The sequence below is a fragment of the Nonlabens sp. YIK11 genome (assembly GCF_001413925.1).
Lineage (GTDB): Bacteria > Bacteroidota > Bacteroidia > Flavobacteriales > Flavobacteriaceae > Nonlabens.
Genome location: NZ_LBMJ01000001.1, coordinates 960679 through 976142 on the forward strand (window position 1 = coordinate 960679; position 15464 = coordinate 976142).

11 protein-coding genes and 1 pseudogene are annotated in these 15464 nt (G+C 42.9%); 4 read left to right on the forward strand and 8 right to left on the reverse strand.

Annotated elements, in window-relative coordinates; all coding sequences use genetic code 11:
* Genes AAU57_RS04320 through AAU57_RS04330 form a run of 3 tightly spaced genes read left to right on the forward strand, consistent with a single transcriptional unit; the run spans position 1 to position 2753 of the window.
* Positions 1-615 (forward strand): DUF4230 domain-containing protein, encoded by a 615-nt coding sequence (locus tag AAU57_RS04320; protein ID WP_055411752.1) that lies wholly within the window; start codon positions 1-3, stop codon positions 613-615.
* A complete protein-coding gene (locus AAU57_RS04325) occupies positions 615-983 on the forward strand; it encodes an MmcQ/YjbR family DNA-binding protein (RefSeq protein ID WP_055411753.1) in 369 nt (122 codons plus the stop codon). Before AAU57_RS04320 ends, AAU57_RS04325 begins: the two co-directional genes overlap by 1 nt.
* Positions 984-2753, forward strand: a complete 1770-nt coding sequence (locus AAU57_RS04330; RefSeq protein WP_055411754.1) for a MutS-related protein — start codon at positions 984-986, stop codon at positions 2751-2753.
* On the opposite strand, the gene AAU57_RS04335 is transcribed toward AAU57_RS04330, so the two are convergent.
* Complete coding sequence (locus AAU57_RS04335) at positions 2750-4102, reverse strand: UDP-N-acetylmuramate--L-alanine ligase (RefSeq protein ID WP_055411755.1); 1353 nt, start codon at positions 4100-4102, stop codon at positions 2750-2752. The two genes, AAU57_RS04330 and AAU57_RS04335, sit on opposite strands and share 4 nt — an antisense overlap.
* A 71-nt stretch (positions 4103-4173) precedes the next feature.
* A complete protein-coding gene (locus AAU57_RS04340; RefSeq protein WP_055411756.1) occupies positions 4174-4911 on the reverse strand; it encodes a tetratricopeptide repeat protein in 738 nt (245 codons plus the stop codon).
* A 113-nt stretch (positions 4912-5024) separates the two neighbouring features.
* Here AAU57_RS04340 and AAU57_RS04345 point away from each other — a divergent pair, with 113 nt between their 5' ends.
* The gene (locus tag AAU57_RS04345) at positions 5025-11609 is read left to right on the forward strand and encodes an MG2 domain-containing protein (RefSeq protein WP_055411757.1); all 6585 of its coding nucleotides are present in this window, start codon (positions 5025-5027) and stop codon (positions 11607-11609) included.
* Between the two features lie 308 nt (positions 11610-11917).
* Here the strand turns inward: AAU57_RS04345 and AAU57_RS04350 are convergent.
* The 6 genes and pseudogenes from AAU57_RS04350 to pepE form a co-directional block, all read right to left on the reverse strand.
* Positions 11918-12682: pseudogene (locus AAU57_RS04350) on the reverse strand (M48 family metalloprotease).
* Between the two features lie 35 nt (positions 12683-12717).
* Positions 12718-13404, reverse strand: a complete 687-nt coding sequence (locus tag AAU57_RS04355; RefSeq protein WP_055411758.1) for a M15 family metallopeptidase — start codon at positions 13402-13404, stop codon at positions 12718-12720.
* Entirely contained in the window at positions 13401-13856 is a 456-nt protein-coding gene (locus AAU57_RS04360) for a GNAT family N-acetyltransferase (RefSeq protein ID WP_055411759.1), read from the reverse strand. Before AAU57_RS04360 ends, AAU57_RS04355 begins: the two co-directional genes overlap by 4 nt.
* Complete coding sequence (locus tag AAU57_RS04365; protein ID WP_055411760.1) at positions 13840-14373, reverse strand: GNAT family N-acetyltransferase; 534 nt, start codon at positions 14371-14373, stop codon at positions 13840-13842. The genes AAU57_RS04360 and AAU57_RS04365 overlap by 17 nt, the downstream gene beginning before the upstream one ends.
* Positions 14370-14660 carry a GNAT family N-acetyltransferase gene (locus tag AAU57_RS04370; protein ID WP_055411761.1) on the reverse strand — a complete coding sequence of 97 codons (291 nt, stop codon included), beginning with the start codon at positions 14658-14660 and terminating at the stop codon, positions 14370-14372. The genes AAU57_RS04365 and AAU57_RS04370 overlap by 4 nt, the downstream gene beginning before the upstream one ends.
* Before the next feature lie 15 nt (positions 14661-14675).
* Positions 14676-15398 carry a dipeptidase PepE gene (pepE, locus tag AAU57_RS04375; protein WP_055411762.1) on the reverse strand — a complete coding sequence of 241 codons (723 nt, stop codon included), beginning with the start codon at positions 15396-15398 and terminating at the stop codon, positions 14676-14678.
* Positions 15399-15464: the final 66 nt, after the last annotated feature.

The window sequence follows — 15464 nt, forward strand, 5'->3', positions numbered from 1 at the left end:
ATGGAGTATTTATTCATATGTCTTGCAGTAGGAGCAGTAGCTGCATTCTTTATTTTTAGATGGTTCGGTGGGTCTTCTAAAGACAACCGGCAGGAGCAAAGCGTGGTGTTGATGGAAAAAATCAGGACGGTTTGTAAATTCATCACGGTTGAAGGCGACTTTGCCGAAATCTACCATTATCAAAATGTCAAGGACAAAATAGCCAACTTCCTGCTGGGCAAGAAAAAAGCCATCATCCTTATCAATGCCAAAGCTCACATAGGATTTGACCTGACAAAAATCCGCATGGAGAGCGATACTGACAATAAAATCATACGTTTGACCGAGTTCCCACAACCGCAACTCATGAGTATCGAGACCGATTTTAATTACTACGACAAGAGCGAAGGTTGGGCCAATTATTTTACCAGTGATGACCTGACTGAGGTCACTCGCAATGCAAAACAGCACATCGTCGATAAGATCCCAGAAAGCGGTCTTATGGAACAAGCCAGAAAGGAAGCCCTAAATACCATCCAACTCATGGAAGGACTGGCGCAAACCATAGGTTGGAAATTGGATTACACCGCTTTGATTTTGGACAAGGCGATGGACACCAAAAAACTACCAGAATAGTGGAAATTGACCAGCTTCAGGACTATTGCCTCGCAAAAAAAGGAACCACGCAAGAAATGCCCTTTGACAACGAGACACTGGTATTTAAAGTTATGGGGAAGATGTTCATGCTGCTGGGACTGGAACGTTGGGAACGCGGTGAGCCATCCATAAATGTCAAATGTGATCCTCAAAAAGCCATTGAATTGCGTGAGCAATATGACGGTGTAGTTACCAGCGCCTGGCACATGAATAAAACCCACTGGAACACCATACATTTGAATCAGTCCATGACAGATGCTGAAGTCCTGAAATGGATCGATCACAGTTATGCACTTGTTGTAGCTGGATTGACTAAAAAACTACAAGCCCAATTAAACACCATCTAATTGAAGGAACTACGATCCATATATGAAGCCCGAGTTGAAGGGTTTTCGCTTTCGCGAAAGCGATACAATCAACAGTTGCGCATTTCTGGTGTGGTCCGGTTGCTGGTCTTTATCGCCGTTGTTGCAGGGATTTATTTTTTCTGGAGTTCTACCTTGACGGCTGTATTGATTGCTGTAGGTGGTATCGCGCTTTTTCTTTATTTGGTTTCTCGTCACGAGGATCTCAAAAAGAAACGCAATTATTATGAAGAATTGCTACGCATTAACGAGCAGGAAATTGAGGTAGGCAAAGGCAACTATACAGACCTTCCAGATGGAGCAGAATTTAACGACGACGATCACGATTACAGCCGTGATATAGACTTGTTCGGTATGGGTTCGTTTTTTCAGTTCATGAATAGAACGGCATTGAAGGAAGGCAAGAAGTTGCTGGCTGCTCGTTTGATGGCAAACGATATTCACGATATTCCCAAGCGACAAGAAGCCGTTCAAGAGCTAGCCAAAATGCTGGATTATCGTCAAGAGTATGAGGCGACGGCAAGATTGCTGGAGAACGACACTAAACCAGCGGCGATTAGAAGCTGGATACAGAGCTATCAAAATTTTGTGCCGAATGTATTCTCGTGGTTGTGTTATGTTCAATTTGCGGTTTCGGTAGCGATTGGGATTCTTTATGCGATCGATGTGCTAAGTGGCTGGTGGCTGCTGGTTATTTTCCTAGTGGGTTTATTGGTCTCAGGTAATTATGCTGCCAAGATTATTGAACTCAACAAGTACATTTCAGAGTTGGAGGATTTCTTTACCCAGTATGGAAAGCTCCTGGAACTTATTGAAAAGGCTGACTTTAACGGAGAAGTATTGAAAACCTTGAAGAGCAATGTGCTCACTGATGGTAAACCGGCATCACGACGGCTGTACGATCTGGGAAGAGCACTGGTAAGGCTGGACCAAGGCAGTAATTTACTCGTTGGTGTTTTTATCAATGCATTTGCGTTGTGGAATTTGAAGCAAGTCTACAGTATTGAGGCCTGGTTGACTTCTAACAAAAGCTACATCGCACCATGGTTGGATGCCGTAACGCAAATGGATGCTTTAAATTCCCTAGGGAATTTTGCCTACAACCATCCCAATTACGTGTTTCCCGAAATCAAAACAGGAGACTTTAAGTTTCAGGCCGCTCAAGCGGTGCATCCGTTGCTTAATCCTGATAAAGCCGTAGGAAACCCGATTCACATTCATTCTGGTGAGTTTTTCATTATAACCGGTGCCAACATGGCCGGAAAGAGCACATTTCTAAGAACGGTTTCCATGTCCATCGTAATGGCAAATACAGGTTTGCCTGTTTGCGCACAATCTGCGATCTATGCGCCCATCAAACTTATTACCAGTATGCGTACTAGTGATTCCTTAAAAGACGATGAGAGTTATTTCTTCAGTGAGTTGAAGCGTTTGAAATTTATCGTGGACAAAATGGAACAGGAAAAATATTTCATTGTTCTGGACGAGATCCTTAAAGGAACTAATAGCGTTGACAAGGCCAGTGGCTCCAGAAAACTCATTGAGAAATTAACGCTCAATCAGGCAACCGGCATCATCGCAACCCATGACTTAAGCCTGACCGAAGTCGCCAAAGATCACGAGCATATCTCCAACTATTATTTTGACGCACAAATTATTGACGATGAATTGTTCTTTGACTATGCTTTCAAAGATGGCGTCGCTACTAATATGAATGCTAGTTTTCTATTGAAGAAAATGGGAATTGTTTAAAGTAGTTTACCCAGCTTATCAAAATCAAGACCGCCGTAATTACCGCTGCTCATAAGCAAAAGAACGGCATGGGCTAGTTTTTGCTTGTACAACCATTCTTTAAAAGCGGCAGGATCTGTCATGACAATAAGATCTTCATTATTGAATGCTTCCTTGATCTGATCTTTACTAATGGGATCCAAACCTTTCAATTCCACAGCATCTGGACTATAAAACACCACAGCAACATCTGCAGCGTCTAGCGTATGAGCATATTCTTTAAGAAACTCTGGGTTGAGGCTGGAATAGGTGTGTAATTCCAGACAGGCAATAATTTTGCGCTCGCTATATTGTTCTGCCACAGCATTAGTAGTCGCTTGAACCTTACTGGGCGAATGAGCAAAGTCTTTATAGATCACCGACCGCTGATTTCCTGCAATTTTTTCAAGACGTTTTGAAGCTCCTTTAAAACTTGCTATGGCCTCATAAAAATCATCTTCATCAATTCCCATGTGCTGGCAAATCCATTTGGCTCCAGCCAGATTGCTCAAGTTGTGCTTGCCAAAAACTTCTATAGGCATATCACCTTCTGGTGTTTCAAGATAAGTTGTGCCGTTGTCTACCGTATGGTGTGGTACGTTGTAGGCATGTTTTCTGGTAGGTTTGGTGCTGGCTTCTGCAATGCGTTTCACTTCTGGATCTTCTTCATTGTAGACCAGGATACTACCGTTCTTCATGAGGTCCACAAATTCTTCAAACTGCTCTACATAATTTTGATAGTCTGGAAAAACATTGATGTGATCCCAGGCGATCCCAGAAATCAAAGCGATGTTAGGTTGGTACAAGTGAAATTTAGGTCTGCGATCGATGGGACTGGATAAGTATTCATCACCTTCCAGAACAATAAACTCATTGTCATTGGTAAGATGAACCATAGTGTCAAAACCTTCCAGTTGCGCTCCTACCATATAATCCACTTCTTTGCTATGATAATGCATCACGTGAAGTATCATGGAAGTAATGGTGGTCTTACCATGCGAGCCACCTATGACGACACGCGTTTTATCTTTGGACTGCTCATACAGATATTCTGGATAGCTATAAATTTTAAGATCAAGATCTTGAGCTTTGAGAAGTTCGGGATTATCGGCTTTGGCATGCATACCTAGGATTACCGCGTCAAGGTCTGCTGTAATTTTTTCTGGAAACCAGCCCATTTTTTTAGGAAGTAGCTTCTTTTTTTCAAGCCGTGTTTTGCTAGGTTCAAAAATAGCGTCGTCGCTACCGGTTACTTGATACCCTTTTTGATGAAGAGCAAGTGCTAGATTGTGCATGGCGCTGCCGCCTATCGCGATAAAGTGTACGCGCATAGAAATGGGTTTTGCTGTTAAAAATAAGATTTTAACGGCGCAACTACTTCAGATTTTGGAATAGATAATGGTTAGGAATCCAATTTCTCCAACTGGGCCAGCAATTGGGCATCCTTATGGATTTCATAGCCTTTTTTTAAAATGGCCTTGGCATCTGAGGTGCGATCCATTTTGTCTGCATAGAGCGTGGCAAGCTTCATGTAAGTAAGTGGCGAGCCGCCTACTTTGATGGCGTTTTTATAAGCCGTTTCGGCATCTGTGTATTCCTTGTCATACTCATCAACATAACCGTGAGCCAGATAACCATCGACAGGTGAGATTTTCTTTAATTGGTCTGCATAACTGCGTGCAGTTGTGAGGGAACCACCTATGATACCTGGCAATTCTGTATACAACTGGACCAGTGCCCATCGTGTGTCGACGTGTTTTGAATCAAGTTCGGCTGCTTTTTTTAGATGGAACTTGACGTCGTCCAGCAATCCCAGCGCCTTGAATTTAGATGCGTTTTTTGCCCACAAACCCATGGAACCACCATAGTAGAAATGATAATCTGCATTGGTATCATCGGTAGCCAGTAATCGTTTATAGATGGCCGTGGCTTTTTCAAACTGTTCCATCTCGCCATAGGTCTGACCAGTCTTGCGCAATAATTTTGGGTCCTGTGGTTTTTCTTCCAATAGGTCCAGATATATTGGTAAGGCTGCTTTGTACTTGGATTGTTTGAATAGCTGTTCCGCTTTCGCGAAAGCGGACTGACCACTAACGCCAGTGCAAACCAATACCCCTAAAATGATCAATAGATGTCTCATGTGTGGCAAAACTAGCAAAAAGAATACCAATTAAGTTGTGGTATGGGAATTGGAGTGTTTTTTAAAAGAGGTGCGCCTAGAATTTGGCTAACTTTAAATAATTCCAATCTACTATGAAGAACTATCTCATCATTCTCGTCCTAACTATTTTAGGATTTCAAAATGTTTCTGGACAAGATTATCAAGAGCAATGGCGCGCCATTGAACAGTTGGAGGTAGAGAATAAAATTGAGGAAGCCCAAGAGTTACTTGATGAGGTCTTTAAAAAAGCATCGCGTAAAAACGACGAGGCACAACTTATCAAAGCCTTTATTTTTCAATCCAAATTCTGGCTTATCAAGGAAGAAGATGCCCAGAAAAAGATCATCGCAGCTTTGGACAAGCGCATTACAGCTTCTAAATTCCCAGAGCGCAACATCTATTATTCTATCAAAGGACAGCTTTTTGAGCAATACTTGCAAGAAAATAGATACCGTATAAATAACCGCACCAGTACTGATGCTGGTGGAGATGATTTTATGGCTTGGGATCTCAAACGATTTTACAGCGAGATCTCTGATGTTTTCCAAAAATCGTTAGTTGATGGTGATAGGCTTTCCAAAATCAATGTAGCCAGCTACGACCCAATTTTGCACATCAAACCACAAGGTAGAGAGTTATGGCCAAGCCTTTTTGATATTCTTGTAGGACATGCTTTAGATTTCTATAAGTCCAGCGCCTATGGTATTACTATGCCACGGGAAATTTTCACGATCACTAAAGAGAACGGATTTCTACCTACTGAAGAACTGATCCAACTCAAACGACCGGTAAATGACACTATTTATTCTAGTTATGATGTGTTACAGCTTTATGGACAGCTGGAAAACTTGCATAAAAAGCGTAAGGAAATTCCAGCCTATCTCGCAGCGATAAATGGACGTATGGGTTATGTTCAATCTAAAATTGATCAAAATCAAGAATTACCTGAATTGGTTGGTTTGTACAATCTGTTGATCCAAAAATATGCAGATCATGGAGCGATAACTATCATTCAACACAGTCTTGCTTTGTATTTTTTAAAACGATCTCATGATACAACCAATGAGAATCGTATGTTAGACCGTAAAGAAGCCATACGCATTGCCAAAGATGCCATCGAGAAGCACCCAGAAACCTACGGTAGTCTGCAGTGCACAAGGCTATTATCACAGATCTATCAGCCAGAATTAAGTTCCCAATTGCAAACTAATGTCATTCCCAATCAGCCCAGTCGCGGTGTGATATCCTATCGCAATGTCACAGACGCTACGGTTTATTACCTCAAAGTCGCTCAGGATTTTGATGAGGTACAAGGTAATCTAGACTCTATTCACAATGCCGCTTTCGCGAAAGCGAATCAAAACAACGACTTTGCTCATATAGAACAAGCACAATTACCACAGGGCGACGACACTTTTTCCCATACGTATGAATATGCGATTCCGGGATTGCAAGCCGGAAAATATCTTGTGTTGATTAGAGAAAAGGATCAAAAAGAAGTCACCTCTGGTAGGTTCATGACGGTTTCAGGAATCGCGCTGACGAGTAATACGGTATCTGGTAAAACTGTGATAACGGCTACAGATCGCAATACGGGAAAACCCATGGAAGATGTTTCCGTCAAGATTTTTGGGGATGATAAATCCACCATTTACAGAGGTAAAACAGATAAAAATGGTCAGGTTTCATTTTTGTTTGCAGATCGTTATTACAGAAATAGAGTAGAGGCTTCTAAAAATGGCGATACGATTTCGACTTACGTCAATCGCGGCTATTACAGAGGTTCATATGCAGATTCAGAGAAACAGGTTAAAGCATTTATCTATCTAGATCGAGCGATCTATAGGCCAGGACAAAAGGTCTATTTCAAGTCCATTGTAGTGGAGAATGACAATAACAAATCTCGAGTGCTTCCCAATGAAACATTTAAGGTCGTAGTAGAAGACTTCAATGAAGAAGAGGTTTTCACTCAGGAGCTTACTACTAACGCATATGGAAGCATCAATGGTTCATTCACTTTGCCGTCTGAGGTACTTACCGGAAGATTTACCATTTATCTAGAATCTGATGAGGATGGAAGCTATTGGGATGATGTTGATAATTTCGACGAAGGCGGAATAAGTTTCCAAGTAGAAGAATACAAACGTCCCAGATTTAAAACGGAATTCAATGACATTACTGAAACCTACATTGTAGGTGATAGTGTAAAAGTAGAAGGATTTGCCAAAGCCTTATTAGGCAGTAATATTACAGACGCCCAAGTCACCTATACCGTGACGCGTGTAGCAAACGTACCTTACTGGAAATACGGTTATGTACCGGTCGACCAGCAAGTCATGGCAAATGATACTACTTTTACAAAATCAGACGGAACTTTTACGATTCCTTTTAAAGCATTGCCAGATTCCACGCTGGTGGCTAAGGATATTGAATCCAACTACAACTACCGCATCGAGGCCAGCGTCACAGACGTGAATGGCGAGACCAGAACCGCACAGACCAGTGTGCGAGTAGGCTACAAACCTATCGAGGTACAGATTTCTACCACAGGAAATCTCACGGTTCAAAACAATCAGATTCAAGTAATCGCTCGTAATCTTAATGGTAAACCCATCAATGCCACTATTGAGATACAAGTGCGCGAGAATATCGAGAGTGATCATGTCATCGTCAACAGTAACCTCAAGGATGCCGAGTTTCACGAACTAGGTCTGGAAGCATACCGCGATCAGTTCCCAGTAGCCGAATTGCGCAAGGAAGAAAAGATAGAAGATTGGAAAAAAACACCCATCATTTTCAAAAAAACGATTACCACAGATTCGCTCGCTACCATTGAAATTCCAATTACTGTAGATTGGAACAATGGGAACTACATCCTCTACGCCAAAGCCGTTGAAGCAGACAAAAACCTAAGCCTAGATGACGAGAAAGATTATGTGGAAGAAAAACAAGAAGTTCAAATCTGGGCGGACAAGGATTTGCCAGCCACGCCATCTATTGTAAGTCAAGACGTAAACGTCGATGGAGATCAAGCAGTTGTTGACTTCTATACCAGTACAGATGGCATCTACATCTACCTTACAACCTATGACAGCAAACGCATTCTAGAATCCAAATGGGTCTATTTGCCTAGTGGAAGAACCACCATGAAGTTTCCTATGGGCCAGGCCATGGGAAATTCTTTGAAGTTCCAATACTACACCTATAAATACAATGACTTTAGATCAGGAAGTTTTGAGGCTACAAAACCAGTAAAACCAACCCAACAGTTCACGATCCAGACGCAGACCTTTCGCAATAAGTTGTATCCAGGAACAGATGAGGAATGGTCATTTACCATCAAGGATCAGGACAGTACAGCGATGCAGGCAGAAGTTCTTGCCAGTATGTACGATAAAAGCCTGGATGAGTTTGCCAGCAGCTCTTGGCCCGGTTTCTATTTCTATAATTACAACAGGGATTTTAATTCATCCTCAGCCAGTGATTTGGCGGGTGCAACGATCATTAATCTTTTCAGTCGAATAGATTATCAAATCGATCCCGTGTTTGCCTTGGAAAAGGAACAACTCCATTTATTTGGATTGACGTTCCAAAATTTTGAATATCGTTATAGAACATATAAGAATTCGCTTTCGCGAAAGCTGTCACACATCAAACCCATTGCAGGAAAAATTGTAGGTCGGGTTACAGATGAGAATGGGTCACCTATCATGGGTGCTACTGTTACCGTAAAAGGTAAGGAAATAGGCACAACTACTAATTTTGATGGCGTGTATGAGATCGATGCGGTAAAAGGTTCGACCCTTCAATTTTCCATGATTGGATATGTAAGTAAGGAGATTAAAGCAAACGATACAGTAGAGAATATTTCTTTGTTATCAGATACTGACTCGTTGGATTCGGTTGTTGTTGTAGGCTATGCTGCTCAATCTAAAAAATCCCGCACGGCCGCTATGACGGTCATGAAAGAAACTGAAATGATGCCCAGTGATGCAATGGCGCCGTCCATGATTTCTGACACGTTATCTGGGTTTGCGGCAGGTGTTGAGGTCACTTATCAAAAAGGTCAGCCTGGTGCAAATTCATTCATTACTATACGTGGCGCGGCTTCTGCTTCTGGAAATGGTGAGCCCATGATCATTGTTGATGGCGTACCTATGACTGAATCGGAATTCCGCGCTCTGGATCCAAATGCTATTCAAGAAGTAGCTGTTCTTAAAGATGCTGCCGCAACTTCTATTTACGGCAACCGTGGAGCCAATGGAGTGATCGTCATCAGCACCAAAAATGGAGTTTCCACGGCAGATATTGTCAATGAATATCTCGCATTGCAAAACGTACAAGTCCGCAAAAACTTAGACGAAACCGCCTTCTTCTTACCAGAGCTCTCCACAGACGAAAACGGAAATTTAAAATTCAGTTTTACATCGCCAGAGGCATTAACCCAATGGAGGTTCAGATTGTTGGCACACAATAAGCAAGCGCAAACGGCGCAGTATGAAGCACTGGTGCAAACCCAAAAGGAGCTGAGTCTCGTTCCTAATCCGCCGAGATTCTTGAGGGAAACAGATACCATCAGATTCTCTACTAAAGTAGCCAACCTCTCTGGCAAACCCATGAGCGGTAAAGCAACGCTTCAATTGTACGATGCGCTCACCATGCAACCCATCGATCAGGAATTAGGAAATACCGATAGCATTCAATCCTTTGAAGCGGCCACCGGTGGCAACGCCAGTGTCAACTGGACGTTTCATGTACCTAAGGGCACGCAAGCTGTAACCTACAGAGTGCTCGCCACATCCGGAAACTTCTCTGATGGTGAGGAAAATACGTTGCCGGTGCTCACTAACCGTATGTTGGTGACGGAAAGTCGCGCCCTTTGGGTACGAGCTGGAGAGACCCAAAGCGTCACCATGGATAAGCTGGCAAACACCACGTCAGATTCCAGAACTAACCACCAGTTGACCTTTGAATACACCTCAAACCCATCATGGTACGCAATCCAGTCATTACCATATTTGATGGAGTATGAGCATGATTGCGCAGAGCAAACCTTCTCCAGGTATTATGCTAATGCTATGGCAGCGCACATCTTGAACAGCAACCCTAAGGTCAAAGAGGTGTTTGACAGCTGGGCAGCAAACGATGTACCTTCCAGCAATCTGGAGAAGAACGAAGAATTAAAAAGCGTAATTCTCGCCCATACGCCATGGCTGCGCGACGCACAGTCAGAAGCCGAAAAGCAAAAGCGTCTCGCTACCATGTTTGATTTGGCCAAAACGGCTCGAGAGAAAAAGAAAACGCTGGCAAAATTGGAAGGGCAACAACTTTCCAATGGTGGTTTCCCGTGGTTTGCCGGTGGCCGCATGAGCGAGTACATCACCCGCCACATCGCTGCTGGAATAGGTCATCTGAACCAGTTGCAAGTCAATGATGGCGATCGCCCACAAACCGACCGCATCTATGAGAACGCCATCAAGGCGCTGGATCGTTCTTGGGAAAACAGTTTCAACGAGCACTTGAAGAGAAACAAATCCCTAGAGAATTTCAACTATGGTGTGAGTTACTGGCACTATCAATATGCACGTAGTTTCAAGAAGGACAAGAACTTGACCGGTGTTTTGAAAGCTGGTCGTGAGTTCGCTTTCGCGAAAGCGAATACCTCATTCTCCTCACAATCCATCTACCAGCAGTTGTTGATGTCCATAAGCCTGCACCGCAACGGAAATGTGGCAACCGCACAAAAAATCGTGGAAGGATTGCGCCAAAGCGCCGTCAACAGCCGTGAAAACGGAATGTACTGGAAGGAAAACGTGACCGGTTACAATTGGTATTCCAGCGATATTGAGACGCAGGCGCTGGCGATTGAGACCTTTGGCGAAGTGGCAAATGATCTCAAAAACGTTGAGGAACTCAAAGTCTGGTTGCTGCAAAACAAGCGCACCAACCGCTGGAAATCCACCAAAGCCACGGCAGATGCCACCTATGCATTGCTGTTGCAGGGCAATAAATGGCTGGATGTCCAGGAAAGTAACGTGATCAAATGGGGCGACAAGCCTATTCCAGAATCGTTGATGAAGGACGTAAAAAAAGAAGCTGGAACCGGTTATTTCAAGGTGTCGCTCCATGAAGAAGCAGTGAAGCCTGTCTATGCCACTGTTGATGTAAAAAACAAGAGTGAAGTCACAGGATATGGTGGGTTGTACTGGCAATATTTTGAAGACCTGGACAAGATCACCGTTGACGATGACCTGCCCATGTCTATCAAAAAACGATTGTTCAAGAAGGTCAATACAGACGCTGGCAAGAAGCTGGTAGAAATTACTACAGAGGATGCATTGGAAATAGGCGATCTGGTTACCGTACGCATGGAGATACGATCCACCAAGGATTTGGATTTTGTTCATTTGAAGGATATGCGCGCCAGCGGTTTTGAGCCGGTAGACGTGATCTCGCAACACAAATACCAGGATGGATTGGGTTACTACCAAAGTACCAAAGATGTGGCCACGCACTTTTTCTTTGACCAGTTAAAACCGGGAACCTACGTTTTTGAATACGACGTACGAGCCAACAACGCCGGCCAATTCTCTAACGGTATCACTCAGCTGGAATGCATGTACGCACCAGAGTTCTCCAGCCACAGTGAAGGCGTGCGAGTGACGATTAAAGAGTAGGTGTTATAGACACGCTCCTTCTCGACTATCGTTCGAAGCGGCTGCATTTTGTTTTGTAAAGTCGAAGCTTTTAAACCAGTATCGAGCGACAGTCGAGATATGGTTTTTCTGAAAAGATTTTTGTTGCAAACACAACGCAACTGCTAGACTATCTCTCGAAGCGGCTGCAATTGAAAAAATTAACCTCTGTCATGCTGAACTCGTTTCAGCATCTCATAGGTTGGTTGAAATCGTTTAAAGAAGTAAGCTCCTGAAAATAAATTCAGGGCAATACACGACCCGACGTTAAATTTTTCTCCTGCCTCTTTCTACTGATACTTCTCTATAGCTTCCTTAATCTTCTGGATCCGATTTTCTGGATCTGGATGTGTGGATTGGAATTCTGGCACTCGGTTAGGACCGCCTGCGGCAGCAAGAATTTCCATAACGCCTATCATCTCGTAAGGATTATAACCAGCATCAATCATCATTTTGACGCCTAGTTCATCGCTTTGTAATTCATCTTCACAACCGTATTTCATGGTAAGCATCTGGGCGATCGCTTGAGCGGCCTCGCCGCCGCCTTCTGCAGCAACGGAAACACCAGTAATGACACCATTAGCCAGTCCTTGTTATTGGATGCGCTCTGCGCTGTGTCTTGCAATTACGTGTCCTATTTCATGGCCCATCACACCTGCAAGCTGATCTTCATTTTCAAGTTGTGCATACAATGCCGCAGTAATAAAACACTGGCCGCCGGGTAATGCAAAAGCATTGATGGTTTGGTCATCTGCTAACAAATGAAAGTCCCATTTATAGTTACTGTTTTTAGCAACGCTACTTTGTACTAATTGATAACCTATACGATCCAATTGGTCTTGAGCAGCTTGATTTTGAAGTAATCCACCGTGTTGCTGCATCATGCTGGGCGCGGCACTCAATCCCATGCTTATTTCTTCCTCTACGGTTAGATCTACATATTGTTTTTGACCTGTGTATTCATTGGTGGTCTCACTAGAGCAAAATTTAAAAACGGCAAAAGCCACAATGGCTAGGCCTATGAAGAGTCTTATGGTACCAGAGCCACGTTTCATATAAAATAGATTAGAATTTAAATTTACTCTTTTTCTTAAAATAGTTCTGCGTTAATCCCTTGAATATGTTCCTTGTAGTAACGTTCTAACCTGGCATCACTTATGTCATCCATTCCCATGATATTTTGAGAGCGTAGAAACTTGATGAAGTCTATTTGATTCAGATATTCCTGTAGGTATTTTTTGGAAACTGGAGCATAGCTATAATGCCAAGGTTCATATTCAAAACCTGTACGGTTATTATTCATGGTATAAACCAATTCAAAACCATACTCCGTGGAATGTTGATCCATCCAATCCATTAATTTACAAAATGGACCATCACCGTGAAATTTATCGGTCACAAGAACAGAACCAGTGTACTTGGCATTGCCGTCTATCAAATCCATGTCCGTTCCCCAATGATGTCTGGATGTTCCTGGAACTGTCGAATATTCTACGATATTATCAAAAATGGCATCTGGTGTTAGGCCTTGTGCTTGATACCTTGAGTACTTACCGTTCCAGATTTGACGCTGGCGATTGAAGCTGCGGTATCCAGAAGCCACTTCTATTTTTATACCGTCTTTAAGCGCTGCTGCCTGCATTTTCTTCAACGCAATCTGTGTTTCTTTCTCTAACGAGTTGGATGGATTTGCAGATTGACCAGTCAATACTGCTGGAGTGATTTGAGCGGTAGTTAGGAAGCTTGAAAAACAGAATAATGCTAATAAAAGTCTCATAATGCTGCATACATTTTATAATGAGTGCCTATGTTTTTGACCTCAAACGGCTCACCATAACTGGTAAAACCTAAACGTTCATAAAATGGCACGGCCTTGATGCGTGCATTGAACCATAGGACATCAATATTTAGTTCTTTCAAACGACGGATGCCTTGGGTCACTAAGTATGCTCCAATGCCTTTTCCTTGATGGTCTGGTACAACGCCCATTCCTCTCATTTGATAATACGTGGTTTCTGCAGGGAAACTTATGGGTAAATCCACAGCTTCCGATTTCAAAAAGGTCGCGACGCCTACATGCAGGTCACCATCAAAAGCACCTAAATGAAAGGTGGTTGAAAGATCATCGCCATCCAATGCACATTCTTCCAGTGGTCGCCCTACTCGTAAAACAACGTGGCGCACGCTGTAGGTTTCTAACGCCGTAATTTCCTTAATTGTAATAGGCATCTCTAGTCAATTTATAATAACGTCCAGGCAATAATCCATCCCATAAAAATCGATGGTCCAACTGAAACCCCAACTTTTCTGCCACGCGTTGGGATCCAATATTTTGTTCATGTACATGAGCGATGATTTGATCTTTTTGATGGTGGTCAAAGGCGAATTTCAGCATTTCGTGACAAGCCTCGGTAGCATACCCTTTTCCCCATTGGGATCTGAGCAGTCGGTAGCCTATGTCTGTAATCTGTGATGCCTCGTGTGTTTTGATGCCGCAAAACCCAACAAACTTGTTGGATATTTTATCAAGTACTGCCAGGCGTCCCATGTGATATTTTTGAATTTGTCCCGTTGGATTGTTGGTATAATCTTCAATAAAATCCTCTGCAGCGGCAATGGATTCAAAGGGTACATCGCCAGTATATCTCATCACTTCCTCATCATTGTTCATGAGGTAGAAATGAGAAGCATCCCTTTTTTCAAAAGGACGCAACAACAATCTTTCGGTTTCAAAATTTAGATTCATCCCACGCGCACGTCACTCCATTCTTCATGCTGGTCAAAAACGACTTCGGCAAATGGACATAGCGGATTGATCTTTAAGTGGTTCGCTTTCGCGTAAGCATAACTCTCCTCAATCATTTTGCTGCCTAGACCTTGATTTTCATGTTCTGGCTGTACCTCTGTATGGTCAATGGTCATCACGCCATCTTCCAGTGAGTAGGTCAATTCTGCAATGGTTTGATCGTCTTGTTTGAGGTAAAAAATACCGCGACGGTCGTTCTGTTTATGTTGGATATTGTCTGTGTTCATGGTGTCTAGATAAATTTAGTGGTTTAAGTTAAGGGTTGCAAAATCGGTTTCTGGTTCAATTTCTATGGGTGCTTTTCCTGCCTGAAAAAGCCTGGCTTTGAGCGTGCCTTTAAGGATTTCGGTCGTTCCTTGGACATCGATAAAGCTACCTTCACGCAGCCCTATGACTGGAATGTGATTGTATATGTGAAATTCATTGATGCGTTGCTCGCGAGTCTCGCCCATGTGCTGATCGCCCTCAATAGGATCTTGATAATGCGGATTGATATTATAAGCCAAAGCTCCAGTGGCCTTAAAACTGGAAGGTTGCACGACCGGCATATCATTGGTGGTTCTTATGTTGAGCCCGCAGATATTACTGCCGGCACTGGTTCCCAGATAAAAAATACCTTGATATATGGCTTTGCGCAACGGTTCTATCAACTGCAAATCGTGAAGCATTTTGATTAATTGAAAAGTGTTGCCGCCGCCAGTGAAGATTCCTTGGGCATCTTGAATGGCTTTAATGGGATCCTCAAATTCATGAACACCCTTTACGTTCACATCCATTGTTTGAAAAACAGCCCTAACCTTACTGGTATAATCATCATGGCTAATGCCACCAGGTCTGGCAAAAGGAATGAAAAGAAGCTCTTTGATAGATGCTGCTTTTAATCTTTTGGAAAGAAAAGGTGTCAGATACTCCAGATAGCCGCCGCCATAAAGCGTCGAGGTACTGGCAACAATCATATTTCTCATGGCGATGAGTTGGTTTTAACCAAAGGTATTTAACAATTTTCAGGCAGTATGCACGGCACACTCTTT

Excerpts from the sequence above, each read along its gene's own strand:
- AAU57_RS04360 (WP_055411759.1), bottom strand. The coding sequence starts at position 13,856 with ATGCCTATTACAATTAAGGAAATTACGGCGTTAGAAACCTACAGCGTG.
- AAU57_RS04365 (WP_055411760.1), bottom strand. The coding sequence starts at position 14,373 with ATGAATCTAAATTTTGAAACCGAAAGATTGTTGTTGCGTCCTTTTGAA.
- AAU57_RS04370 (WP_055411761.1), bottom strand. The coding sequence starts at position 14,660 with ATGAACACAGACAATATCCAACATAAACAGAACGACCGTCGCGGTATT.
- AAU57_RS04320 (WP_055411752.1), top strand. The coding sequence starts at position 1 with ATGGAGTATTTATTCATATGTCTTGCAGTAGGAGCAGTAGCTGCATTC.
- AAU57_RS04335 (WP_055411755.1), bottom strand. The coding sequence starts at position 4,102 with ATGCGCGTACACTTTATCGCGATAGGCGGCAGCGCCATGCACAATCTA.
- AAU57_RS04340 (WP_055411756.1), bottom strand. The coding sequence starts at position 4,911 with ATGAGACATCTATTGATCATTTTAGGGGTATTGGTTTGCACTGGCGTT.
- pepE (WP_055411762.1), bottom strand. The coding sequence starts at position 15,398 with ATGAGAAATATGATTGTTGCCAGTACCTCGACGCTTTATGGCGGCGGC.
- AAU57_RS04345 (WP_055411757.1), top strand. The coding sequence starts at position 5,025 with ATGAAGAACTATCTCATCATTCTCGTCCTAACTATTTTAGGATTTCAA.
- AAU57_RS04355 (WP_055411758.1), bottom strand. The coding sequence starts at position 13,404 with ATGAGACTTTTATTAGCATTATTCTGTTTTTCAAGCTTCCTAACTACC.